Source organism: Cellulomonas sp. NPDC055163, assembly GCF_053607065.1.
The window spans coordinates 1-21448 of sequence record NZ_JBSGSU010000012.1; the positions used below are offsets into that span (position 1 = coordinate 1).

Consider the following 21448-nt stretch of genomic DNA (forward strand, 5'->3'; position numbering starts at 1 on the left):
CCCCCGGTGACCGCGACTCCCGCCGCCGCAACCCCGCAGCCCGTCGCGCCGGCGGTCGGCGGGGTCGTCGCCCCCGACGCCGCGGCAGCCCCGGCGGCGCCCGCGGCGACGCGCGGTGCGGAGCAGGCCGCCCCGGCGCCCGCCCCGCAGGTCCCGCTCGCCGAGCAGCTCGGCGCCCGGCTCGCCTCGGTGCGCGGCCTCGGCGCCGGCCAGCACCTGCTCACGCTCGCGGTCGACCCGGAGCACTTCGGGCCGGTCCGCGTCGTCGCCCACATCACGCCCGACGCGGTCCGCATCGAGCTGCTCGGCGCGACCGACGGAGCCCGGGAGGCGCTCAAGGCCTCGCTCGCGGACCTGCGCCGGGACCTCGCCTCGGCCGGTCTCGACGCCGACCTGCAGCTCGGCTCGCGTGACGCCGGCCAGGGCGCCGGCGCGCAGGACGACGCCCGGCGTGACGCGCTCGCCGCGCGTGGCGCCGCCACCAGAACCGCGTCCGACCCGGCGTCCGGCGCCGCGTCCGACGTCTCCGCCCGACCTGCGTCGCCCGCCAACCCGGCCGGCACGCTCGACCTCCTCGCCTGACCAGGGAGCACCATGACGATCGACGTGTCCTCCGCCTACGGAGCGACTGCAGCAGGCACCACGCCGCCGGCCAAGGCCGCGACCAAGGAGCTCGACAAGCAGGCCTTCCTGCAGCTTCTCACCACGCAACTGCGCAACCAGGACCCGAGCTCGCCGATGGACAGCTCGGACCTCATGGCCCAGACCACGCAGATGACGACGATGGAGCAGCTGATCGAGCTCACCACCACCTCGCGCGAGAGCTTCGCGCTGCAGATGCGCATGGCCGCCGCGAACCTCGTCGGCAAGGACGTCACGTACACCGGCGCCGACGGGAAGGTCACGACGGGCACCGTCTCGGCCGTCTCCTACTCCGGCGCCGTACCCGCAGTGAAGGTGGGGGACATGGAGGTCCCCCTCGACTCGGTCGCGAGCGTCACCGCACCCACGGTGACGACGCCCACGACCACCCCGGCCTACTGACGCGCGAGCGTCGTCCCCACCACCGAAAAGGACCTCCCATGCTCCGCTCGCTCTACTCCGGCATCTCGGGCCTCCGCAGCCACCAGACGATGCTCGACGTGACCGGCAACAACATCGCCAACGTCAACACCACCGGCTTCAAGGCCTCGCAGGTGCAGTTCCAGGACACCCTGAGCCAGGTCGTGCAGAACGCCGGCGGCGCGCAGGCCGGCAACGGCGGCACGAACCCGGCGCAGGTCGGCCTCGGCGTCAAGGTCGCGGGCATCACCACGAACTTCACGCAGGGCGCCTCGCAGCTCACGGGCCGCAGCACCGACATGATGATCCAGGGCGACGGCTTCTTCATGGTCCGCAAGGGCGCCGAGACGTTCTACACACGCGCCGGCTCGTTCGACTTCGACGCGACCGGCCAGATGGTCCTCCCCGGCGAGGGTGCCCTCGTGCAGGGCTGGCTCGCCGGCCCCGGCGGCACGATCGACACCAACGGCCCCGTGGGCGACCTGAGCGTGCCCGCGGGCCGGCTCATGGAGGCCAACGCGTCGACCGAGGCGGTCTTCGGGGGCAACCTCAAGGCCGACGCCGCGGTGGGCACCTCGATGGAGCGCGTCGTGCAGCTGTTCGACGAGACGGGCAACGCGCGCGAGCTCGCGCTCACGTTCACCAAGGGCGCGGCCGGCTGGACGATGTCCGCGACCGACGGCACCGCGGCGTACCCGACGACGCCGCTCGTGTTCGACGCCACGACGGGCGCCCTCACGTCGCCGACGTCGTTCCCGGTCGGCGCGGTCACGGTCGACCTGAGCACCGTCACGGGCTTCGCGGGCGTCGACACGATCGCCAAGAAGAGCCAGGACGGCTACGCCGCCGGGACGCTCGAGTCGTTCGCGCTCGCCGCCGACGGCACGATCACCGGCTCGTTCAGCAACGGGCTCAAGCAGGCCATCGGCAAGCTCTCGATGGGCAGCTTCACCAACCCGGCCGGCCTGTCCAAGGCGGGTGGCTCGCTGTACCGCACGAGCGTCAACTCGGGCGACGCGCAGATCGGCGCCGCGGGCACCGGCGGCCGGGGCAGCCTCGCGGGCGGCGCGCTCGAGATGTCGAACGTCGACCTGTCGAGCGAGTTCACCAACCTCATCGTCGCCCAGCGCGGCTTCCAGGCGAACTCGCGCGTCATCACGACGTCCGACGAGCTGCTCCAGGAGCTCGTCAACCTCAAGCGCTGACGCGCCCACGACCCAGGCCGGCCCGTCCGGCGCACCCGCGGCCCGTGCCCGCCCCTCCCGGAGTCCTCGGGCGGGCGGGTGCCGGGCCGCGGGCGCGAGACGGACGTCCGTCCAGCGCCGGACCGGCGCCTGACCAGCGGTTCCACCCGCGAGAGGGGCCCAGCGTGCGTCCGAAGACTCACAAGTACGGCATCCGTGCCGATCAGAGCGGGTGCAAGGCTAGGACAGGGCTCATGGACGGGCCCGTCGAGAAGAACCAGGGATGGTGGCTGTGATCGTCGTGACGCGCCTCAACGGGCCTCAGTTCGGGGTGAACCCCGACCTGCTGCTGCGCATCGACAGCGCACCGGACACCATCCTCACGCTCATCGACGGCACCAAGTACATCGTCGAGGAGTCGATGACCGAGGTCATCGAGTCGATCCGCGAGCACCGCGCGCAGCTCCTGGCCCGCGCGCAGGACCTGCACGCCGGCCCCGCCGCGGGGCCCCTCCACGAGGTCGGCTCCCGCCCGGCCACCCCGTCGCCGCGCACGGGCGCGCACGACGCCCCGCTCGCGCAGCCGGTGCCCCTCCGTCCGAGGGGGAACCGCTGATGGATCCCGCCGGTCTCATCGGCATCGGGGTCGCGTTCGCCGCGATCTTCGGCGCGCTGCTCCTCGAGGGCGCCGACCCGATGTCCATCTTCCTGCCCGCGCCGCTCCTGCTCGTCTGGGTCGGCACGATCGGGGTCGGCGTCGCCGGCCACACGATGAAGGACGTCGTCGCGTCGTTCAAGGCGGTCCCGCGCGCGATGCGCAGCAAGGCCCCGGACCCGTCGGCGGCGGTCGAGACGATCGTCGACCTCGCCGACCGGGCCCGCCGTGAGGGCCTGCTCGCGCTCGAGGACGCCGCGCGCGACATCGACGACCCGTTCCTGCGCAGCGGGCTCCAGGCCGCGATCGACGGGACGGACCCCGAGGACCTGCGCACGATCCTCGACGACCGCATCGCGACCAAGCGCACCGCGGACCGCGTGCACGCCAAGTACTTCGCCGACATGGGCGGCTACGCGCCGACCATCGGCATCATCGGCACGGTCATCTCCCTCGTGCACGTGCTCGAGAACCTGTCCGACCCCTCGGCCCTGGGCCACTCGATCGCGGCGGCGTTCGTCGCGACGCTGTGGGGCATCCTGTCCGCGAACGTCGTCTGGCTGCCGATCGGTGCCCGCATCAAGCGCATCTCGGACCTCGAGTGCACGCAGATGGAGGTCACCGTCGAGGGGCTCCTCGCGGTGCAGGCCGGCGCGAACCCGCGGCTCGTCGGCGAGCGTCTGCGCAGCCTCCTGCCCGAGCAGGCCCCGGCCGAGGCAGCGGCGTGAGCGCCCCCGCCGCGACGCGCCCGAAGGGCGGGACGTCGAGCCACGGCTCGAGCGCGCACGCCACGAAGAGCGCGCCCCGGCGGAGGCACAAGGGCGGCCACGAGGAGGAGCACGTCAACCACGAGCGCTGGCTCGTGAGCTACTCCGACATGATCACGGTCCTCATGGCGCTGTTCATCGTGCTGTTCGCGATCAGCCAGGTCGACCAGCAGAAGTACGTCGAGCTGCGCGACTCGCTCGCGGCGGGGTTCAACACGAGCTCGAACCCGTCGGTCCTCGACGGCACGTCGGGCACGCTCGACGGCCAGAGCATCGAGCCGAGGACGTCGGCCGCCCAGGGCACCGCCGGGATGGTGAACGCGGACGCGGGCCTCGGTCAGCAGGGCGCCAACCCGTCGCCCCCGCGGGTCGCCGCCGACCCGGACCCGCCGGGTGTCGACCCCGAGCTGCTCGCGGCGGCGCAGGCCGAGGCCGCCCGGCTCCAGGGCCTGCGCGACCAGCTCGCAGCGCAGCTCTCCGCGAACGGGCTCGGTGACACCGTGCGCTTCCGCATCAACGAGCGCGGGCTCGTCATGGGCCTCGTGGCCGACGACGTCTTCTTCGCCGCCGCCAGCGCGATGCTCACGCCGACCGCGGCGCGCGTCCTCGACGTCTCGGGGCCGACGCTCGTCGCGATCCCCGAGAACGTCTCGGTCGAGGGGCACGCGAACAGCGTCCCCGTCTCGGGTCGCTACCCGACCAACTGGGAGCTGTCGTCGGACCGCGCGACGCAGGTGCTCCGGCACCTCGTCGAGGCCGACGGCATGCCCGGCAACCGCATCATGGCCGTCGGATTCGGCGACGCCCGCCCGCTCGTCGCGGGCGACGGCCCGGAGGCGCTCGTGGCGAACCGCCGCGTCGACCTCGTCATCCTCAGCAGCGCGCCGGAGCAGGTCCGCAACCTCCTGCCGGCCGTCCTCGGAACGGAGGGGTAGAGATGCCCATCGAACAGCGTGTCGTGTCGTCCCCCGGGAAGATCGCGCCCAAGAACCCCGGCGGCAAGATCGGGGCCAAGGCCACGGCGCCCGCCGAGGAGGAGGCCGCGCCCAAGAGCAGGAAGAAGCTGCTGATCGTCGTGCTGGCCGCGGTGCTCGTGCTCGGCGGCGGCGCCGCCTGGTACTTCCTGATGGGTCCGGGCCACGCCGCCGAGGGGGAGGCGCACGCCGAGCCCGAGCCCGAGCCGGGGGCCGTCCTCACCGTCGAGCCGATCAGCGTCAACCTCGCCGGGGGCCACTACCTGCGTGTCGGCCTCGGCCTGCAGATGACCGCCGACGCCGGCGGGCACGGCGAGCCGGACCCCTCCCAGGCGGTCGACCTGATGATCGCCAAGTTCTCCGGCCGTGACATGGCGGCCGTCTCCGACCCCGCGACCCGCGACGCGCTCAAGGCCGAGCTGCTCGCCGAGATCGAAGAGGCCTACCACGGGGAGGTGATGGACCTCTACCTGACGAACTACGTCACGCAGTAGCACCGCTGCTGCCACCGGCTGCCTCAGCCGGGTCGTTCGGGGCGCCATGGAGGGCGCCGCACCGCTCCGCCGCACGCGTCGGCCCATGACGGGCCGTGGGCGGAGACGTTCACCCAGCCGGCTCAGTGAGTTCCTCACATCCCGGCGTGGACCGCCGATGAGTGCTCTCGTGACGGTCCAGGACACCCCAGCCACCTCCGTGCGCCCTGCGCAGCGGCGCAACCGCACGCACGAGCCCGAGGCGTACGACTTCCGCCGGCCGACCACGCTCGCCCGCGAGCACGCCCGGGTGCTCGAGATGGCGTTCGAGACGTTCGCCCGCCAGTGGGGCACGCAGCTCACCGCGCGCCTGCGGGTCATGTCCGGCGTCACCTTCGACGGCGTCACCCTGCACTCCTACGACGAGTACGTGCGCGCGCTCCCGGCCTCGACCGCGATGGTCCTGTGCACGGTCGAGCAGACGCGGCAGACGGCCGTCGTGCAGATGCCCGTGAGCGCGCTCATGGTGTGGATCGACTACCTGCTCGGCGGCAACGGCGTCGGCGACGAGCGCGAGGGCCGCGAGCTCACCGAGATCGAGCTCACGCTCGTCCGCGACCTGCTCCAGCACGCGCTGGGCGACCTGTCCTACGCGTTCGCCGCGCTCATGCCGCTCGACGTGAGCGTCCGCTCGGTGCAGTACAACCCCCAGTTCGTCCAGGCCGTCGGCGCGTCCGACTCGGTGCTCGTCGCGACGTTCACGCTGACGTCGGGCGAGCGCGAGGACACCGCGACGTTCATGCTCCCCGCCGAGCTGCTGCTCGCGTCGCTGCGGGCGAGCGAGGGCACGGACTCCCGGTCCGCCGAGGAGCGCCGCGCGCACGCCCTCGCCCTCGTCGAGCTCGACGCCGCGGTGCAGGAGGTGCCGGTCGACGTGTCGGTGCGCTTCGCACCCGTCGTCGTCAGCCCGCGCGACGTCCTCGCCCTCACGGTCGGCGAGGTCCTGCCCCTGTCCCACCCCACGACGAAGCCGCTGGACGTGGTCGTCGACGGGGTCGTGCTCGCACGAGCCGCGGCCGGGAACAACGGTTCCCGGCTCGCCTGCATGGTCGTCACCGTCGAGGAGAACCACTGATGAACCCCACCGCCACGCTCACCGACACCGCGCTCGCCGCGGCGACCGCGGTGGCCCGCCTCGTGCCCGCGACCGTGCCGCTGACGGCCGTCGCGGCGCGCCCGGGGACGGGCCCGGCGCCGACCGCCACGGCCGTCGTCGCGTCGTTCGTCGGCTCGCCGAGCGCGGACCTCGTGCTCGTCGCGGAGGAGGCCGTCGCGGGTGCGCTGCTCGCGGGCGCCGAGGGCGGTGCGCCGCTCGCGCTCGCCGACGCGCTGCGCCCGGCCCTCGAGGGTGCGTGCGCGGTCCTCGGCGCGGGTGTGCTCGACTCGGCCCGCACCGAGCCGGCCGGGTCGGCGGTTGCGGACGACGCGCTGCTGTTCGCCCTCGAGCGTGACGGCGTCGCGCAGGCCTGGTTCGCGCTGCGGGTGCGCGCGGAGCCGGGTGCCGTGGTGCAGGTCCCGGGCGTCCCCGCGCAGCGGGCCGGCATGCACGTGCTCTACGACGTCGAGATGACGCTCACGGCCGAGCTCGGCCGGACCCGCCTGCCCGTGCGCCAGGTCCTCGAGCTGACGCCCGGCGCGGTGCTCGAGCTCGACCGGGCCGCCGGCAGCCCGGCGGACATCATGGTCAACGGCCGCCTCGTCGCGCGCGGCGAGGTCGTCGTCGTCGACGAGGACTACGGCATCCGGATCACGGAGATCGTCGCGGGCGAGCAGGGCACCCTCTGATGGACGACGGTCCCGTGCTGCTGCTGCGCGTGGTGGTCTCGCTGCTCTGCGTCGTCGGCCTGATCTGGGTCGTCGCGCGCAAGGTCGGCGCGACGCCGGGCCGCCGCCTGCCCGCGGGGCCGTCGCTGCAGGTCGTGGGCCGCCAGTCGCTCGGCCGGCACGCCGGTGTCGCGGTGCTCGCGGTCGGCAACCGCCGGCTCCTGCTGGGCTACGGCGAGCAGCAGGTCACGATGCTCACCGAGCTCGCGCCCGTGCTCGACGCCGCGCCGGTGCCGGGCCGCGAGGTCGCGAACCGGCCCCCGGGGACCACGCTGCCCGCGTCGCTCACGTCCTTCGTCGCGGCCCGCCGCGCGGGCCGCCCGTCCGCCGCTCCGGCCGCCACGGACGCCCCGGTCGCACCGCCGGCCGGCGAGGAGCCGCTGCCGGCGGCCCCGCTCGACATCGACGCGCTGCTCGCCGGGGCCTCCGCGCACGTCGCCGCCGCAGACGCCGCCCCGGTCCAGGGGACCGCTGCGCCCGCTGCCGCCCACGGGGAGCCGGTCATCCCCACGCAGGCGACCGGGTCCTCGCTCGACGGATCGATCCTGTCGCCCGCGACGTGGCGCCGTGCCGTCACCTCGCTCCAGGAACGCACGGTCCGCCGGTGAACCCGACCGCCCCGCGCGCCACGACGGCCCCCCTCGCCGCCGCCGCGTCGCTGACGCCCGCGCGCCGTCGCACGGTCCTGCTGCTGCTCGTCGCGGCCCTCGCGCTCGTGCTGCTGCTCGTCGGCGCCGGCTCCGCGGACGCCGCGCCCCTCCCGCCCGACCAGCCGGCCGCCCCGACGGCCCCGGTCGACCCGGGCGGCTCCGCGGGCGACACCGTCTCCGTCGACATCAACGGCGTCAACGGCACGCCGAGCAGCTCGATCGTGGTGCTGCTCGCGATCACGCTGCTCTCGGTGGTGCCCGCGCTCCTGCTGATGATGACGAGCTTCACGAAGATCTTCGTGGTGCTGGCGCTCACGCGGAACGCGCTCGGGCTCCAGGGCGTGCCGCCCAACCAGGTCATCGCCGGGCTCGCGCTGTTCCTCAGCCTGTTCATCATGTCGCCGGTCGTCGGTGACGTGAACGAGCTCGGCGTCCAGCCCTACCTCGCCGGCCAGCTCACGTTCACGCAGGCCGTCGACGTCGGCTCCGCACCGCTGCGCGACTTCATGCTCGACCACACCCGGGAGTCCGACCTCGCGCTCATCACGCGCGCCGCGGACCAGCCCAACCCGGAGAGCCCCGAGGCCGTGCCGATGCTCACGCTGATCCCGGCGTTCATGCTCTCGGAGCTGCGGGCCGCGTTCATCATCGGGTTCGTCATCTTCGTGCCGTTCCTCGTGATCGACATCGTCGTCTCCGCGGCGCTCATGTCGATGGGCATGATGATGCTGCCGCCCGTCATGGTCTCCCTGCCGTTCAAGCTGCTGCTCTTCGTGCTGGTCGACGGCTGGGGTCTCGTCGTCACCGCCCTCATCGGCTCGTACATGGGCGGAGGCTGAGCGTGGACACCAACGCCGTCCTCGACATCGGCCTCGACGCCCTCGTGCTCGCAGCCAAGCTCGCGGCGCCCGTGCTGGTCACGGCCCTCGTCGTCGGCTTCGTCGTGTCGCTCCTGCAGTCGATCACCCAGATCCAGGAGGTCACCCTCAGCTTCGTGCCCAAGGCCCTCGCGGCCGCCGCGGCGCTGCTGGTCTCGGGCCACTGGATGATCTCCGAGCTCGTCTCGTTCACGAACGACCTGTACGGGCGCATCCCCGCGCTGCTGGGCGGCTGACGCCGTGGAGCCCCTGGGGATGACGCTGCCGCTCGCGACCGTCGAGACCGCGATGCTCGCGGGCGTGCGGATCGCCGCGTTCCTCGTGATCGCCCCGCCGTTCGCGCACCGGGCGATCCCCGCGCAGGTCAAGGTCATGCTCGCGCTCGGCCTCGCGCTCGCCGTGACCCCGCGCCTCGAGGCCGCCGGGGGAGCCCCCGCGTCGACGCCGCAGTTCGTCGGCGAGCTCGTCGCCCAGGTCGTGATCGGCGGCGGGCTCGGGTTCCTCGTCGCGCTCGTGTTCTCCGCAGTCCAGTCGGCCGGCAACCTGATCGACCTCTTCGGCGGCTTCCAGATGGCGGCGGCGTTCGACCCGATGCAGATGACGAGCGGCGCGCAGTTCGCGCGCCTCTACCAGCTCACGGCGCTCGTCCTGCTGTTCGTGACCAACGGCTACCAGATGGTGCTCGCGGGCCTCGTCCGGACCTTCGACGCGCTGCCGCTCGGGGCGACGCTCGACCTCGGGGTCATGGCCGAGGCGGTCACCGACAGCGTCACGCAGATGTTCCTCGCGTCGCTGCAGATCGCCGGCCCGCTCGTCGTGATCCTCTTCCTCACCGACGTCGGGCTCGGGCTGCTCACGCGCGTCTCCCCGGCGCTCAACGCGTTCGCGCTCGGCTTCCCGCTCAAGATCTTGATGACGGTGACGTTCGCCGGCTTCGCGTACCTCGCGATGCCCGGGCAGGTCGCGGGCCTCGTCTCGACCGCGGTGCGGACCGTCCTCGGGGTGTCCGCATGAGCGGGGACGGCGGGGAGAAGACCGAGAAGGCCACCCCGCAGCGGATGAAGGAGGTCCGCAAGAAGGGGCAGCTCTCCCGGTCGCAGGACCTGTCCGCGTGGGTCGGCCTCGGTGCCGCCGCCGTCGCGCTGCCCATGGTGCTCGAGCGCGGGGGCGACGCCGCCGTCGCGCAGCTCACGGCCGTGCGGGACATCGCCGCGAACCCCGAGCCGGCGCTCGCCGTGCAGGCCCTCGCCGACGCCGGCGCGTCCATGGGCACGACCCTGCTGCCCATCTTCGCGCTCGTCGTCGTCGTCACGATCGCCGTCGCCGCGGGCCAGGGCGGGATCCACCCGCGCAAGGTCACCGTGCACATGAAGCAGCTCAACGTCTTCAAGGGCGTCAAGAACATGGTGTCGGGGCAGTCGCTGTGGCAGGGCGCCAAGACGCTGCTCAAGACCGCCGTCGTCGGCCTCGTCCTGTACGCCGGCGTCCAGTCGCTCGTCCCCGTGCTCATGGGGTCGGGCCAGCTCTCGGTGAGCCAGCTCCTCGGCGTCGCCACGGGTGGCGTGAGCGACCTCCTGCGCGGCGGCATCGCGGCGGGCGTCGCGCTCGCGGTCCTCGACGTGGTCGTGGTCATGAAGCGCAACCGCAAGCAGACGCGGATGTCGCTCCAGGAGATCAAGGACGAGAACAAGCGCACCGAGGGCGACCCGCTGCTCAAGGGCGCGATCCGCTCCAAGCAGATGGCGATGAGCCGCAACCGGATGATGGCGGCCGTCGCCGACGCGGACGTCGTCCTCGTCAACCCGACGCACGTCGCCGTCGCGCTGCGCTACGAGCCCGGGACCGGCGCGCCGCGCGTCGTCGCCAAGGGCTCCGGTGCCGTCGCGACGCGCATCCGCGCCGAGGCGACCGACAAGCGTGTCCCGATGGTCGAGGACATCCCGCTCGCCCGTGCGCTGCACGCCGCGTGCGAGGTCGGCCAGGAGGTCCCCGAGTACCTCTACACGGCGGTCGCGCGCATCCTCGCCTTCGTCATGGCGCTGCGTCGCCGCGGCGCCGCGCTCGGCCAGCACCGGCTGCCCACCGGCCCGAGCGAGCTGCCGCCCGAGGCCGCGGACCCGCGTCGCCACCGAGCCGCCGCCCGCCGCGCCCCGTCGACGGGCCGGCCGAGCCCGTCGACCCCCGAACCCCGTCCGTCCGCGACCGCGGACGCGACCTCATGACCCCGGAAGGTCCGCGCATGAAGAACCGGTCGATCACCCAGTTCGCGGTGCCCGCGGGCGTCGTGGGCATCGTCCTGCTGCTCGTGGTGCCGCTGCCCGCGGCGATGCTCGACGTGCTGCTCGCCGTCAACATCACCGCGTCCCTCGTCATCCTGCTCACGAGCATGTACGTGCGCCGCCCGCTCGACTTCTCGGTGTTCCCGTCGCTGATCCTCGTGTTCACGCTGTTCCGGCTCGGGCTCAACGTCGCGAGCACGCGCCTCGTGCTGCGCGACGGCTACGCGGGTGCGGTCATCGACGCGTTCGGGCACTTCGTGGTCGGCGGCTCGCTCGTCATCGGCCTCGTGATCTTCCTGATCCTCGTCGTCATCCAGTTCGTCGTCATCACCAACGGCGCGGGCCGCGTCGCCGAGGTCGGTGCGCGGTTCACGCTCGACGCGATGCCCGGCAAGCAGATGGCGATCGACGCCGACCTCAACTCCGGGCTCATCGACGACGACACCGCCCGCCGGCGCCGCGCCGACGTGGCCGCCGAGGCCGACTTCTACGGTGCGATGGACGGTGGCTCGAAGTTCGTCAAGGGCGACGCGATCGCGGGCATCATCATCACCGTCATCAACCTCGTCGGTGGCTTCGTCATCGGCATGGTCCAGATGGGGATGTCGGCGCCCGAGGCGCTCGAGCGGTTCAGCCTCCTGACGATCGGCGACGGCCTCGTCACCCAGATCCCGGCGCTGCTGCTCTCGGTCGCGACCGGCATCGTCGTGACGCGGGCGACCGCCGAGGGCGACCTCGGGTCCGCCGCGTCCAAGCAGCTCCTGCAGAGCCGGCCCGCGCTGCTCATCGCCGGCGTCGGCGCGATCTGCCTCGCGCTGCTCCCGGGCATGCCGAAGCCGCCGTTCATCCTGGTGGGCGCGAGCCTGCTGTTCGCCGCCCAGCGCCTCGGCGCCGCCGAGAAGCGGGAGGCCGCCGCGGGCGAGGTCCAGGTCGCCGCCGAGGCGGTCGCGCCGTCCGCGGACAGCCCCGAGCAGCTCATCGAGCAGATGCGCGTGCACACCCTCGAGATCCTGCTCGCGCCGGACCTGGTCGACCTCGTCGGCTCGGGCCCGGACCAGGACCTGCTCGTGCGGGTGCGCGGCCTGCGCCGCAAGATCGCGATGGACCTGGGCATCGTCGTCCCGCCGGTGCGCACCCGCGACTCGGTGGACCTGCCGCGCGCCACGTACGTCGTGCGGATCGCGGGCGTCGAGGTCGGCCGGGGCGAGGCGCCGGGCGGTCGGGTGCTCGCGCTCGGCGACGACCTCGGGTCGCTGCCGGGGCAGAGCGTCGTCGAGCCGGTCTTCGGCCTCGCGGGCAAGTGGGTCCCCGCCGAGCTGCGGCACGCCGCGGAGATGGCGGGCGCGACCGTCGTCGACCGCGTCTCGGTGCTCATCACGCACCTCGGCGCGATCATCACCCAGAACGCCCCGCGCCTGCTCGGCCGCGAGGACGTGCGCGTGCTGACCGAGGGCGTCAAGCAGGTCAACCCGTCGGTCGTCGACGAGCTCGTGCCCGGGCTGATGTCGCTCGGGGAGGTGCAGCGCGTGCTGCAGGGCCTGCTGGCCGAGGAGGTGGCGATCCGCGACCTGTCCCGGATCTACGAGGCGCTCACGCTGCGCGCGAAGGTCACGACCGACCCCGAGCAGCTCGTCGAGGCGGCGCGCGGTGCGCTCGGCCCGGCGCTGACCGCGCAGTACACCGCGGGCGGGGTCCTGCGCGTGATCACGCTCGACCCGGGCCTCGAGCAGTCGCTCGTGGAGAACCTGCGCCCGTCCGAGGCGGGGTCCCAGGTCCTCGTCGACCCGGCGCGCCTCGACGCGATCCTCGCCCAGCTCGGCAACGCCGTCGCGGCCGCCGAGGCGAGCGGGAACCCGGTCGTGCTGGTGTGCGCGCCCGCGCTGCGCCCGGCGGTCCGCCGCCTCGTGCTGCTCGGCCTCCCGCGGCTCCCGGTCCTCTCGTACTCCGAGGTCACGGGCGCCGGCATCCAGATCGAGACCGTCGGGGTGGTGACCGGTGTCCACGCGATTGCTTCTTGAGGGAGGCGACCTCGCCGAGCTCATGGTGCACGTGCGCGAGGAGTTCGGGCCCACCGCCCGGATCGTGCGCGCCGAGCGCATCCGCACCGGCGGGGTCGCGGGCTTCTTCGCGCGCGAGCGCTACGAGCTGACCGTCGAGGTCCCGGAGGCCCCGCGCCCGCGCCCTCGCGCGCTGCGCCAGCCGCCCGCGGCCGCGGCGGGAGGTCCGGTCGGGATCGACGCGCTGCTCGCCGCGGCGGAGGCCGCCGAGGCCGACGACCCGGCCTCGCTGAGCGCCGGCGCCGCGCCCGGTGCGGCGCGGGGGACCGGTGAGCCGCCCGCCGACGACGGCACGCCGCGCGTCTCGACCGGCGCGGAGTCGTTCGCGTCGGTGCTCGAGCAGGTCCGCGCCATGGCCGGCGGGCAGCCGCTGCCCGCGGACGTCGAGGTCCCGGCGCCCGCCGAGCGCGTGTTCTCCCCGCTCGCGCCGCCGGCCGTGCCCGCGCCCCCGGAGGAGGACGCCGCGCTCCTCGTCGTGCCTGACCCGGCGCCCGCCGCTCCCGCACCCGGCGCCCGCGCACCCGGCGTCCCCGCACCCGGTGACGGGGCGGCCGGCTCGCGCGAGGCCCTCGTCCGGCTCGGCGTCCCGCACCGGCTGCTCGCCGGCCTGCCGCCCGGCACCCCCGCGACGCTGTCGGCGCTGCTCGCGCACGTGCCCGACGCCCCGCACCTCGTGCGCACGCGCGGCTCGGTCGTGGTCGTCGTCGGCCGCGGCGAGGACGCGATGACCGTCGCCGGCCAGCTCGCCGAGCGGCTCCGTCAGGCGCCGGCCGGCATCGTGCTCGCGGGCGAGGTCGAGCACGTGCCCGGACGGGGGCGGCGGCTCACGACCCCCGCCGCCGCCGAGCGCTGGCGTGCCCGCTCGGGGGAGTCGGGGGACGTGGCGCTCGTGGTGCTCGGCGTCGGTCCGGAGCCGGGCGACCGCACCCGCGCCGCCGCGATCCTCGCGGCGCTCGACGCCGACCAGGTGTGGGGCGTCGTCGACGCGCGCGACAAGGCCCGCGACTGCGAGCGGTGGCTCACCGAGGTCGGCGCGGAACGGGCCGTCGACGTGCTCGCGGTGCGCGGCCTGTTCGAGACCACCGAGCCCGGCACGGTCCTCGACCTGCCCGTCCCGGTCGCCTGGATCGACGGCATCCCCGCGACACGCGTCGCGTGGGCGGCGGCCCTGAGCCAGCACCTCGGGGACGACGCGCGCTGGGACTGACCGCGCGACACCCGCCGCACGGCAGGAGCGCCCCGGGTTCCGGCAGGTAGGGTCGTTCGCATGCTGGTCCTGAGCCGTCGCGTCGGCGAACGCCTCCTCATCGGGGACGACATCGTCCTGACGGTGATCGAGGTGCGCAGCGACGGCGTGCGCCTCGGCATCGACGCCCCCCGCTCGGTGCGGGTGCACCGCGCCGAGGTCATCGAGGCCGTCACCGCGGCGAACGTCGAGGCCAGCGCGGTCACCGACGCCGACGCGGAGGCGCTGCAGAAGCTCGTCCCGCGCCCGCCCGCCGCGGGCGCGCACCGGCCTGCCACGCCGGTCCCTGCCTCCGAGGCCGCGTCGAGCGCCGAGCCGCACGCGGGCACCGAGCGCGCGGAGTAGCCGCCCGGGACGCCCGGGTCAGCAGGCGGAGCCCGTCTGCGTCAGCAGCCCGATCCGCCACGGCAGGTCGTTGTAGTCGGCCGTCGACGCGGGGTCCATCCCCTGGTAGGCGTACCGCAGGTCGCAGGCGCTGATCTCCATGGTCTGGTCGGTGCCGGAGCGGATCATCTCGCCGTGGCTGATGTCGCGGGTCCAGGCCCCGCCGGGGAACGTGACGGTGCTCGCCCGCGCGAACGGGTTCTCCTCGGTGTCGGCTAGCGCCGCCCACGGACCCTCGACCGAGGGGGCGGTCCACGACCGGAAGTACCGCTTGCCGCCCGTGTCGAACGCCTCGTGCACCAGCAGCCAGGTGTCCTGGCCGGCGACCTTGTAGACGTTCGAGGCCTCGAAGAGCCGGTACCGGTTGGCGTCCTCCATCGCGATCACGGTGTTCGTGAACCCGTCGGGGAAGCGCGCGAGTGACGTCTCCGACCGGTACAGGTGACCGTTGTCGTCGGACGAGAACAGGTAGCACGTCGCGGTGTCGCACACCGTCCAGAAGTCGACCCAGTAGCCGTCGCCGATGTTGTCCCGGATGATCGCGGGCTGCTCGGCGTAGAAGTTCCGCGGGGCCGACCACGACGACGGGTCCGAGATCGTGCGCGTCGTCGAGTACGAGCCGCCGGCGCCGGTCTGGTAGACGAGGTACCAGAGCTGCTGCGGCTCGAACCAGAACACCTGCGGGGCGGCCCGGTAGCCCGTGCCGATCGCCGAGCGGTCGAGGTAGTGGTGCGACGCGGACGACGCCTGCGACCAGTCGGTGAAGCTCGTGTAGGCCAGGTTGTAGCCGCCGTTCTCGACGACCGACGCGAAGACATGCCACCGGCCCTCGGCGAACACGACCGACGGGTCCTTGATGGCCACGGGGTCGTGGGTGGCGTCGCGCTTCGGCGCGATGATCGCGCCGGTCGACGACCACCGGAAGCTCGACGGCAGTGCGTCCGGCGGTGTCGTCGCGGTCGGCGTCGGGGTGGGTGTGGCCGAGGGCGTCGGGGTGGCTGTGGGGGTGACGGTCGGCGTCGGGGTCGGGGTGACGACCGGGCCCGGGCCGGTGCACGGCGTCCCGTCGAGCGCGAAGGCCGTCGGCGCCGGGTTGCTGCCGCTGTACGAGCCGTTGAAGCCGAGGTCCACCGTCCCGCCCGTCGCGAGGCGCGCGTTGTAGGGCGCGTTCCGCGCGGTGACCCGCGAACCGCTCTGCGACACGACGGCGTTCCAGGCGTTCGTCACGGTCTGGTTGCCGGGGAAGGTCCAGGTCAGGGTCCACCCGTCGGTGGCCGGTCCGTGGTTCGTGATCCGGACGCTCGCGGTGAACCCGGTCTGCCACTGGCTCGGGGCCGTGTAGGTGACCGAGCAGCCGCCCGTGACCTGCGCGGCCGCCGGGGTTCGGGTGCCCGTCGCGGACTGCGCCGGTGTGCCGAGGACGAGCCCGGCGACCGCGGTGGCGACCGTCAGGACGACCGCGGCGGCCGTCCGCCGCGTGCGTCGTGCTGTGCTTCTCATGCGTGCCTCTCTCCGGTGTGCCCACCGGCGCCGGTGGGTCGGCTGCGACGTCCCTCATGGGTGTCCCGTGGGCGGGGACCCCGCGCGGGGGACTGGGACCCACGGTGGGTCCTTCCCCCCCCCGGGGGGGGGGGGTCGGCTCCCGCCGGTGCCGTCAGGTCGCGTCGCCCGCGTCGCCCGCGTCGCCCGCGTCGGCGGGCCGCACGCCAGGACGGCGCGGCGTGCTCACCCGGTGCAGGTGACGCCGTTGAGCGCGAAGCTCGTGGGCGCCGGGTTGCTCCCGCTGAACGACCCGTTGAAGCCGATCTCGACGGTGCCGCCCGCGGGGATCTGCGGGTTGTAGGCGGCGTTGCGTGCGGTGACCTGTGCTCCGTTCTGGGTCACGACCGCGTTCCACGCGTTCGTCACCGCCTGGTTGCCGGGGAACGTCCAGGTCAGCGTCCAGCCATTGACGGCCTGGCCGTTGTTGGTGATGCGGACGTTCGCGGTGAAGCCGCTCTGCCACTGGCTCGGGGCGGCGTAGACGACCGAGCAGGACCCGGTGCCGCCCGTGGGCTGCGGCGTGGTCGGGGTCGGGTTCGGCGTCGGGTCGACCGGGGTGCCGCCGTTGAGGGCGTCGAGGGTCGAGGTGTAGGCGGCCTTCTTGTTGCCGGACCCGTCGAAGAGGAGCGGGGTGCCGGAGGCGCGCCAGGAGTCGGTGTCGCGCACGCCCCAGACGGTGATGCCGGTGCAGCGGGCGACGGCGAGGCAGGCGTTGGTGACGCGGCGGAAGTTGTCCGCCTGGGAGGAGCCGGAGCCCTCGATGTCGAGCTCGGTGATCTGGACGTCGACGCCGAGCGCGGCGAACGAGGACAGGGTCGTCTGGTAGTTCGACGGGACCGGGCTCTGGGCGTTGAAGTGGGACTGGAGGCCGACGCAGTCGATCGGGACGCCGCGGGACTTGAAGTCGCGGACCATGGTGTAGACGGCCTGGGTCTTGGCGTGGGTCCAGTCGTCGGTGTTGTAGTCGTTGTAGCAGAGCTTGGCGTTCGGGTCGGCGGCGCGGGCGGCGCGGAACGCGGCCTCGATCCAGTCGTTGCCGGTGCGCTGCAGGTTGGAGTCACGCCGGGCGCCGGAGGACCCGTCGGCGAAGGCCTCGTTGACGACGTCCCAGGCGTAGATCTTGCCCTGGTAGTGGGTCGCGACCTCGGTGACGTGGTTGAGCATCGCGTTGCGGAGCTGGGTGCCGGACATGTTCTGCATCCAGCCCGGCTGCTGGGAGTGCCAGGCCAGGGCGTGACCGCGGACCCGCTTGTTGTTCTGCAGCGCCCAGTTCAGGATCCGGTCGCCGTTGGAGTAGCTGAACTGGTTCTGCGACGGCTCGGTCGCGTCCATCTTCATCTCGTTCTCGGCCGTGATCATGTCGAACTCACGGTTCGCGATCGTCGAGTACGTCGAGTCGCTCAGCCGGCTCGCCGCGATCGCCGTCCCGAAATACCGGCTGGTCCTCGCCGCGGCCGTGGCGAGCGTGCTCCCCGCGGGCTGCGGCGAGGTCGTGACCGTCGGCGTCGGGGTGGGCGTGACCGTCGGGGTCGGCGTCACGGTCGGGGTGGGTGTCACCGTCGGCGTGGGCGTCGGGTTCACCGGCGTCGCCGCGTTGAGGGCGTCGAGGGTCGAGGTGTAGGCGGCCTTCTTGTTGCCGGACCCGTCGAAGAGGAGCGGGGTGCCGGAGGCGCGCCAGGAGTCGGTGTCGCGCACGCCCCAGACGGTGATGCCGGTGCAGCGGGCGACGGCGAGGCAGGCGTTGGTGACGCGGCGGAAGTTGTCCGCCTGGGAGGAGCCGGAGCCCTCGATGTCGAGCTCGGTGATCTGGACGTCGACGCCGAGTGCGGCGAACGAGGACAGGGTCGTCTGGTAGTTCGACGGGACCGGGCTCTGGGCGTTGAAGTGGGACTGGAGGCCGACGCAGTCGATCGGGACGCCGCGGGACTTGAAGTCGCGGACCATGGTGTAGACGGCCTGGGTCTTGGCGTGCGTCCAGTCGTCGGTGTTGTAGTCGTTGTAGCAGAGCTTGGCGTTCGGGTCGGCGGCGCGGGCGGCGCGGAACGCGGCCTCGATCCAGTCGTTGCCGGTGCGCTGCAGGTTGGAGTCACGCCGGGCGCCGGAGGACCCGTCGGCGAAGGCCTCGTTGACGACGTCCCAGGCGTAGATCTTGCCCTGGTAGTGGGTCGCGACCTGGGTGACGTGGTTGAGCATCGCGTTGCGGAGCTGGGTGCCGGACATGTTCTGCATCCAGCCCGGCTGCTGGGAGTGCCAGGCCAGGGCGTGACCGCGGACCCGCTTGTTGTTCTGCAGCGCCCAGTTCAGGATCCGGTCGCCGTTGGAGTAGCTGAACTGGTTCTGCGACGGCTCGGTCGCGTCCATCTTCATCTCGTTCTCGGCCGTGATCATGTCGAACTCACGGTTCGCGATCGTCGAGTACGTCGAGTCGCTCAGCCGGCTCGCCGCGATCGCCGTCCCGAAATACCGGCCGCTCTGCTGGGCGGCCGCGCCCAGGGTGCTCGCCGCCGACTGCGCGGGTGCCGTCACCACCAGGCCGGCGAGCGCGGTGGCGAGCGTCACGCCCGCCGCGATGAGTCCGCGCCGGGCGAGCCCGGCGCGTCGTGGAGTCGTCCTCATGCGTACCTCTCTCTCAGGGCGCCCGTCGTCGTCGACGGGCGGGTACGACCGGGCGGACGCCTCTGCACCGATGGATATCGATTTCGAGGAGGCGGTCGTCGCCCGTACTGGCGCTCACGGTCGCACGATCGGTCGGCGAACCGAAGGGTTCGCGGCACGCCTGAAACGTTTCTCACGGGCACTCGCCTCACCGACCCCAGCCGGCGCTACCCGTCGGCCGGTCCGGCGGCCGGCGGGCACCGCTCGCGTCCGCCCCCCGTGCCCCGGCGCCGCCCCGCCCGCCCTCACCCGTCCCGGTTGCTCACGTCCGGGCGCGCGTGACCGATGGGCGGTGCGTCAGGCGGGACGGCCGCCGGTCACGGGTGGGAGGGCACAGTGGAAGACATGGACGACATCGTCCGTGAGTTCCTGGTCGAGAGTCACGAGAACCTCGACCAGCTGGACCAGGACCTGGTGGCCCTCGAGGAGTCCCCGGGGTCGCGCGAGCTCCTCGGCAGCGTGTTCCGCACGATCCACACCATCAAGGGCACCGCGGGCTTCCTGGCCTACGGCCGGCTCGAGCGTGTGACCCACGCGGGGGAGAACCTCCTCGTGGAGCTGCGCGACGGCAAGCGCTCGATGGACCAGGCGACCACCGACGTGCTGCTGCGCCTCGTCGACGTCGTCCGCGAGATCCTCACCGCGATCGCCGCGGACGGCACCGAGGGCGCGGTCGACATCGACGGCGTGCTCGACTCCGTCGGACGGCTGCAGGACGGGCGAGGCGCGTCTGAGGCGCAGGAGCCCGCCGCCCCGGCGTCGGACACCGGCACCGGGTCCGCGGCTCCGGCCGACGCGCCGGGCGCCGCACCCGACGAGACCCCCACCGCGAAGCCGGCGGCACGTGCCGCCGACCCGTCGCGCGTGATCGCGCCGCGCTCGGCGCGCGCCGCCGCCGCGAGCACGCAGCCGTCCGCCGCAGCCGAGGCCCCCGCGCCGGCGGTCACCGTCGTCGCGACCCCGGCCGCCCCCGCGCAGCCCGCCGCCCCCGCACAGCACGCCGCCGCGGCACAGCCCGCCGCCGCCGCACCCGCTGCGCCGTCCGCCCTCGCGCCGACGTCCGGCAGCTCCGAGACCTCGATCCGCGTCGACGTCGAGCTGCTCGACGCCCTCATGCGCCAGGTCGGCGAGCTCGTGCTCTCGCGCAACCAGATCAGCCGGCTCGCGGGCGACCGCTCCGACGTCGACCTCGTGCGCTCCGCGCAGCGCCTCAACCTCATCGCCGGCGAGCTGCAGGAGGGGGTCATGAAGACCCGCATGCAGCCCATCGACCACGTGTGGTCCAAGATGCCGCGCGTCGTGCGCGACCTCGCCGCGGCGTGCGACCGCGAGGTCCAGCTCGAGATGGTCGGCCGGGACACCGAGCTCGACCGCGGGCTCCTCGAGGCCGTCAAGGACCCGCTCACGCACCTCGTGCGCAACGCGGTCGACCACGGCATCGAGTCGCCCACCGAGCGTGTCGCCGCGGGCAAATCCCCGCGCGGCCTCCTCACGCTGCGCGCGTACCACGCGGGCGGTCAGGTCGTGGTCGAGGTCGCCGACGACGGTCGCGGCATCGACACCGAGAAGGTCGCCGCGAAGGCGGTCCAGCGGGGCCTGCGCACGCCCGAGCAGGTCATGCTCATGACCCCGCCCGAGCTCATGCAGATGCTGTTCCTGCCCGGCTTCTCGACGGCCGAGGCCGTCACCAACGTGTCCGGCCGCGGGGTCGGCATGGACGTCGTGCGGACCAAGATCGAGGCGATCGGCGGCACCGTCGACGTCGACTCGACGCTCGGCGAGGGCACGGTCTGGCGGCTGCGGATCCCGCTGACGCTCGCGATCATGCCCGCGCTCACGGTCGTGTGCGGCGGCGACCTGTTCGCCGTCCCGCAGGTGAGCCTGCTCGAGCTCGTCGCGCTCGACGGCCAGCGCGCCGGCGCCGGGATCGAGCGCATCCAGAACGCCGCGGTGTACCGGCTGCGCGGCGAGCTGCTGCCGCTGGTGTCGCTCGCGGACGTGCTCGGCATCCCCGTCGAGCCCGGGTCCTCGACCGTCATCGCGGTCGTCCAGGCCGACCACCAGCGCTTCGGTCTCCTGGTCGACCGGGTCCTCAACACCGAGGAGATCGTCGTCAAGGCGCTCTCGGCGCGGCTCAAGGCGATCGGCATCTACGCGGGCGCCACGGTGCTCGGCGACGGTGCGGTCGCGCTGATCCTCGACGTCCAGGCGATCGCGCGCCGCGCGCTCGTCGCGGAGGGCGAGCAGCACGCACGCGAGCGCCGCGGCGCGGTGCAGGAGGTCACGGAGCGCGTCGTCGAGCAGCTGCTCGTCGCCGGGATCGGGGGCGGCCGCCGGGTGGCGATGCCGCTCGCGTCCGTCGCGCGCCTCGAGCACGTGCGCATCGACCAGGTCGAGCTCGTCGGCGGGCGCGAGGTCATCCAGTACCGCGGGACGATCCTGCCGCTGGCACGCCTCGACCGGGTGCTGGGCGTCTTCGACAGCGTCCGCAAGGACGAGCTCCTGCTCGTCGTGTACACGCGGGCGGGTCGCAGCGTCGGGCTCGTGGTCGACGAGATCGTCGACATCATCGACGACGACGTCTCGCGGCACAGCGACATCGAGGACGCGGGCCTGACCGGCTCGACGGTCCTGCACGAGCGCGTGACCGAGCTGCTCGACGTCCGGGCCGCGGTCATGGCCGCCGACCCGGCGTTCTACGACGTCGTCGTGCCGCAGCAGCGGCGCGCGTCCGAGCTCGAGACGGCAGGGGTGTGAC

General features: G+C 73.5%; 20 protein-coding genes. 18 read left to right on the top strand and 2 right to left on the bottom strand.

Annotated features, from left to right (window positions below; all coding sequences use genetic code 11):
* The 17 genes from ACWFNE_RS19030 to csrA all read left to right on the top strand — a co-directional run.
* The coding region (locus tag ACWFNE_RS19030) for a flagellar hook-length control protein FliK (protein ID WP_452123990.1) at positions 1–582 on the top strand (582 nt) is incomplete at its 5' end.
* A gap of 12 nt (positions 583–594) precedes the next feature.
* Positions 595–1044, top strand: coding sequence for a flagellar hook assembly protein FlgD (locus ACWFNE_RS19035; protein WP_452123991.1), 450 nt, complete (start codon positions 595–597; stop codon positions 1042–1044).
* 38 nt (positions 1045–1082) lie between these two features.
* Positions 1083–2267 (top strand): flagellar hook protein FlgE, encoded by a 1185-nt coding sequence (locus tag ACWFNE_RS19040; protein ID WP_452123992.1) that lies wholly within the window; start codon positions 1083–1085, stop codon positions 2265–2267.
* 262 nt (positions 2268–2529) lie between these two features.
* Positions 2530–2862, top strand: coding sequence for a flagellar FlbD family protein (locus tag ACWFNE_RS19045; protein WP_452123993.1), 333 nt, complete (start codon positions 2530–2532; stop codon positions 2860–2862).
* Positions 2862–3629 (top strand): motility protein A, encoded by a 768-nt coding sequence (locus tag ACWFNE_RS19050; RefSeq protein WP_452123994.1) that lies wholly within the window; start codon positions 2862–2864, stop codon positions 3627–3629. Before ACWFNE_RS19045 ends, ACWFNE_RS19050 begins: the two co-directional genes overlap by 1 nt.
* A complete protein-coding gene (locus tag ACWFNE_RS19055) occupies positions 3626–4603 on the top strand; it encodes an OmpA/MotB family protein (protein ID WP_452123995.1) in 978 nt (325 codons plus the stop codon). Before ACWFNE_RS19050 ends, ACWFNE_RS19055 begins: the two co-directional genes overlap by 4 nt.
* 2 nt (positions 4604–4605) lie before the next feature.
* A complete protein-coding gene (locus ACWFNE_RS19060) occupies positions 4606–5136 on the top strand; it encodes a flagellar basal body-associated FliL family protein (protein ID WP_452123996.1) in 531 nt (176 codons plus the stop codon).
* A gap of 157 nt (positions 5137–5293) precedes the next feature.
* Positions 5294–6250, top strand: a complete 957-nt coding sequence (locus tag ACWFNE_RS19065; RefSeq protein WP_452123997.1) for a flagellar motor switch protein FliM — start codon at positions 5294–5296, stop codon at positions 6248–6250.
* Positions 6250–6960, top strand: a complete 711-nt coding sequence (fliN, locus tag ACWFNE_RS19070; protein WP_452123998.1) for a flagellar motor switch protein FliN — start codon at positions 6250–6252, stop codon at positions 6958–6960. The genes ACWFNE_RS19065 and fliN overlap by 1 nt, the downstream gene beginning before the upstream one ends.
* On the top strand, positions 6960–7607 hold the full coding sequence (locus tag ACWFNE_RS19075; RefSeq protein WP_452123999.1) for a flagellar biosynthetic protein FliO: 648 nt from the start codon (positions 6960–6962) through the stop codon (positions 7605–7607). The genes fliN and ACWFNE_RS19075 overlap by 1 nt, the downstream gene beginning before the upstream one ends.
* A gap of 50 nt (positions 7608–7657) precedes the next feature.
* A complete protein-coding gene (gene fliP, locus ACWFNE_RS19080) occupies positions 7658–8488 on the top strand; it encodes a flagellar type III secretion system pore protein FliP (protein WP_452124067.1) in 831 nt (276 codons plus the stop codon).
* A 2-nt stretch (positions 8489–8490) separates the two neighbouring features.
* Positions 8491–8763 (top strand): flagellar biosynthesis protein FliQ, encoded by a 273-nt coding sequence (fliQ, locus tag ACWFNE_RS19085; RefSeq protein ID WP_452124000.1) that lies wholly within the window; start codon positions 8491–8493, stop codon positions 8761–8763.
* Positions 8764–8782: 19 nt separating this feature from the next.
* Positions 8783–9541, top strand: coding sequence for a flagellar biosynthetic protein FliR (locus ACWFNE_RS19090; RefSeq protein WP_452124001.1), 759 nt, complete (start codon positions 8783–8785; stop codon positions 9539–9541).
* Positions 9538–10749, top strand: coding sequence for an EscU/YscU/HrcU family type III secretion system export apparatus switch protein (locus ACWFNE_RS19095; protein WP_452124002.1), 1212 nt, complete (start codon positions 9538–9540; stop codon positions 10747–10749). The genes ACWFNE_RS19090 and ACWFNE_RS19095 overlap by 4 nt, the downstream gene beginning before the upstream one ends.
* Before the next feature lie 17 nt (positions 10750–10766).
* The gene (locus ACWFNE_RS19100; protein WP_452124003.1) at positions 10767–12824 is read left to right on the top strand and encodes a flagellar biosynthesis protein FlhA; all 2058 of its coding nucleotides are present in this window, start codon (positions 10767–10769) and stop codon (positions 12822–12824) included.
* Positions 12802–14070 carry a hypothetical protein gene (locus ACWFNE_RS19105; RefSeq protein ID WP_452124004.1) on the top strand — a complete coding sequence of 423 codons (1269 nt, stop codon included), beginning with the start codon at positions 12802–12804 and terminating at the stop codon, positions 14068–14070. Before ACWFNE_RS19100 ends, ACWFNE_RS19105 begins: the two co-directional genes overlap by 23 nt.
* Before the next feature lie 60 nt (positions 14071–14130).
* Entirely contained in the window at positions 14131–14454 is a 324-nt protein-coding gene (gene csrA / locus ACWFNE_RS19110; RefSeq protein WP_452124005.1) for a carbon storage regulator CsrA, read from the top strand.
* A gap of 18 nt (positions 14455–14472) precedes the next feature.
* Here csrA and ACWFNE_RS19115 read toward each other — a convergent pair whose 3' ends face one another.
* Together ACWFNE_RS19115 and ACWFNE_RS19120 are read right to left on the bottom strand one after the other, a co-directional pair.
* Positions 14473–15993, bottom strand: a complete 1521-nt coding sequence (locus ACWFNE_RS19115) for a non-reducing end alpha-L-arabinofuranosidase family hydrolase (protein ID WP_452124006.1) — start codon at positions 15991–15993, stop codon at positions 14473–14475.
* Positions 15994–16218: 225 nt separating this feature from the next.
* Entirely contained in the window at positions 16219–18651 is a 2433-nt protein-coding gene (locus ACWFNE_RS19120) for an endo-1,4-beta-xylanase (RefSeq protein WP_452124007.1), read from the bottom strand.
* 384 nt (positions 18652–19035) lie between these two features.
* Between ACWFNE_RS19120 and ACWFNE_RS19125 the strand changes: the two genes are divergently transcribed.
* Positions 19036–21447 carry a chemotaxis protein CheA gene (locus tag ACWFNE_RS19125; protein ID WP_452124008.1) on the top strand — a complete coding sequence of 804 codons (2412 nt, stop codon included), beginning with the start codon at positions 19036–19038 and terminating at the stop codon, positions 21445–21447.
* The last annotated feature ends 1 nt before the right edge of the window (position 21448 follow it).

Bases quoted from the DNA above. Each gene is read 5' to 3' on its own strand.
- ACWFNE_RS19095 (WP_452124002.1), top strand. From the start codon at position 9,538: ATGAGCGGGGACGGCGGGGAGAAGACCGAGAAGGCCACCCCGCAGCGG.
- ACWFNE_RS19075 (WP_452123999.1), top strand. From the start codon at position 6,960: ATGGACGACGGTCCCGTGCTGCTGCTGCGCGTGGTGGTCTCGCTGCTC.
- ACWFNE_RS19045 (WP_452123993.1), top strand. From the start codon at position 2,530: ATGGTGGCTGTGATCGTCGTGACGCGCCTCAACGGGCCTCAGTTCGGG.
- ACWFNE_RS19090 (WP_452124001.1), top strand. From the start codon at position 8,783: ATGACGCTGCCGCTCGCGACCGTCGAGACCGCGATGCTCGCGGGCGTG.
- fliN (WP_452123998.1), top strand. From the start codon at position 6,250: ATGAACCCCACCGCCACGCTCACCGACACCGCGCTCGCCGCGGCGACC.
- ACWFNE_RS19040 (WP_452123992.1), top strand. From the start codon at position 1,083: ATGCTCCGCTCGCTCTACTCCGGCATCTCGGGCCTCCGCAGCCACCAG.
- ACWFNE_RS19100 (WP_452124003.1), top strand. From the start codon at position 10,767: ATGAAGAACCGGTCGATCACCCAGTTCGCGGTGCCCGCGGGCGTCGTG.
- ACWFNE_RS19035 (WP_452123991.1), top strand. From the start codon at position 595: ATGACGATCGACGTGTCCTCCGCCTACGGAGCGACTGCAGCAGGCACC.
- ACWFNE_RS19050 (WP_452123994.1), top strand. From the start codon at position 2,862: ATGGATCCCGCCGGTCTCATCGGCATCGGGGTCGCGTTCGCCGCGATC.
- ACWFNE_RS19115 (WP_452124006.1), bottom strand. From the start codon at position 15,993: ATGAGAAGCACAGCACGACGCACGCGGCGGACGGCCGCCGCGGTCGTC.
- ACWFNE_RS19065 (WP_452123997.1), top strand. From the start codon at position 5,294: ATGAGTGCTCTCGTGACGGTCCAGGACACCCCAGCCACCTCCGTGCGC.
- csrA (WP_452124005.1), top strand. From the start codon at position 14,131: ATGCTGGTCCTGAGCCGTCGCGTCGGCGAACGCCTCCTCATCGGGGAC.
- ACWFNE_RS19120 (WP_452124007.1), bottom strand. From the start codon at position 18,651: ATGAGGACGACTCCACGACGCGCCGGGCTCGCCCGGCGCGGACTCATC.
- ACWFNE_RS19125 (WP_452124008.1), top strand. From the start codon at position 19,036: ATGGACGACATCGTCCGTGAGTTCCTGGTCGAGAGTCACGAGAACCTC.
- ACWFNE_RS19060 (WP_452123996.1), top strand. From the start codon at position 4,606: ATGCCCATCGAACAGCGTGTCGTGTCGTCCCCCGGGAAGATCGCGCCC.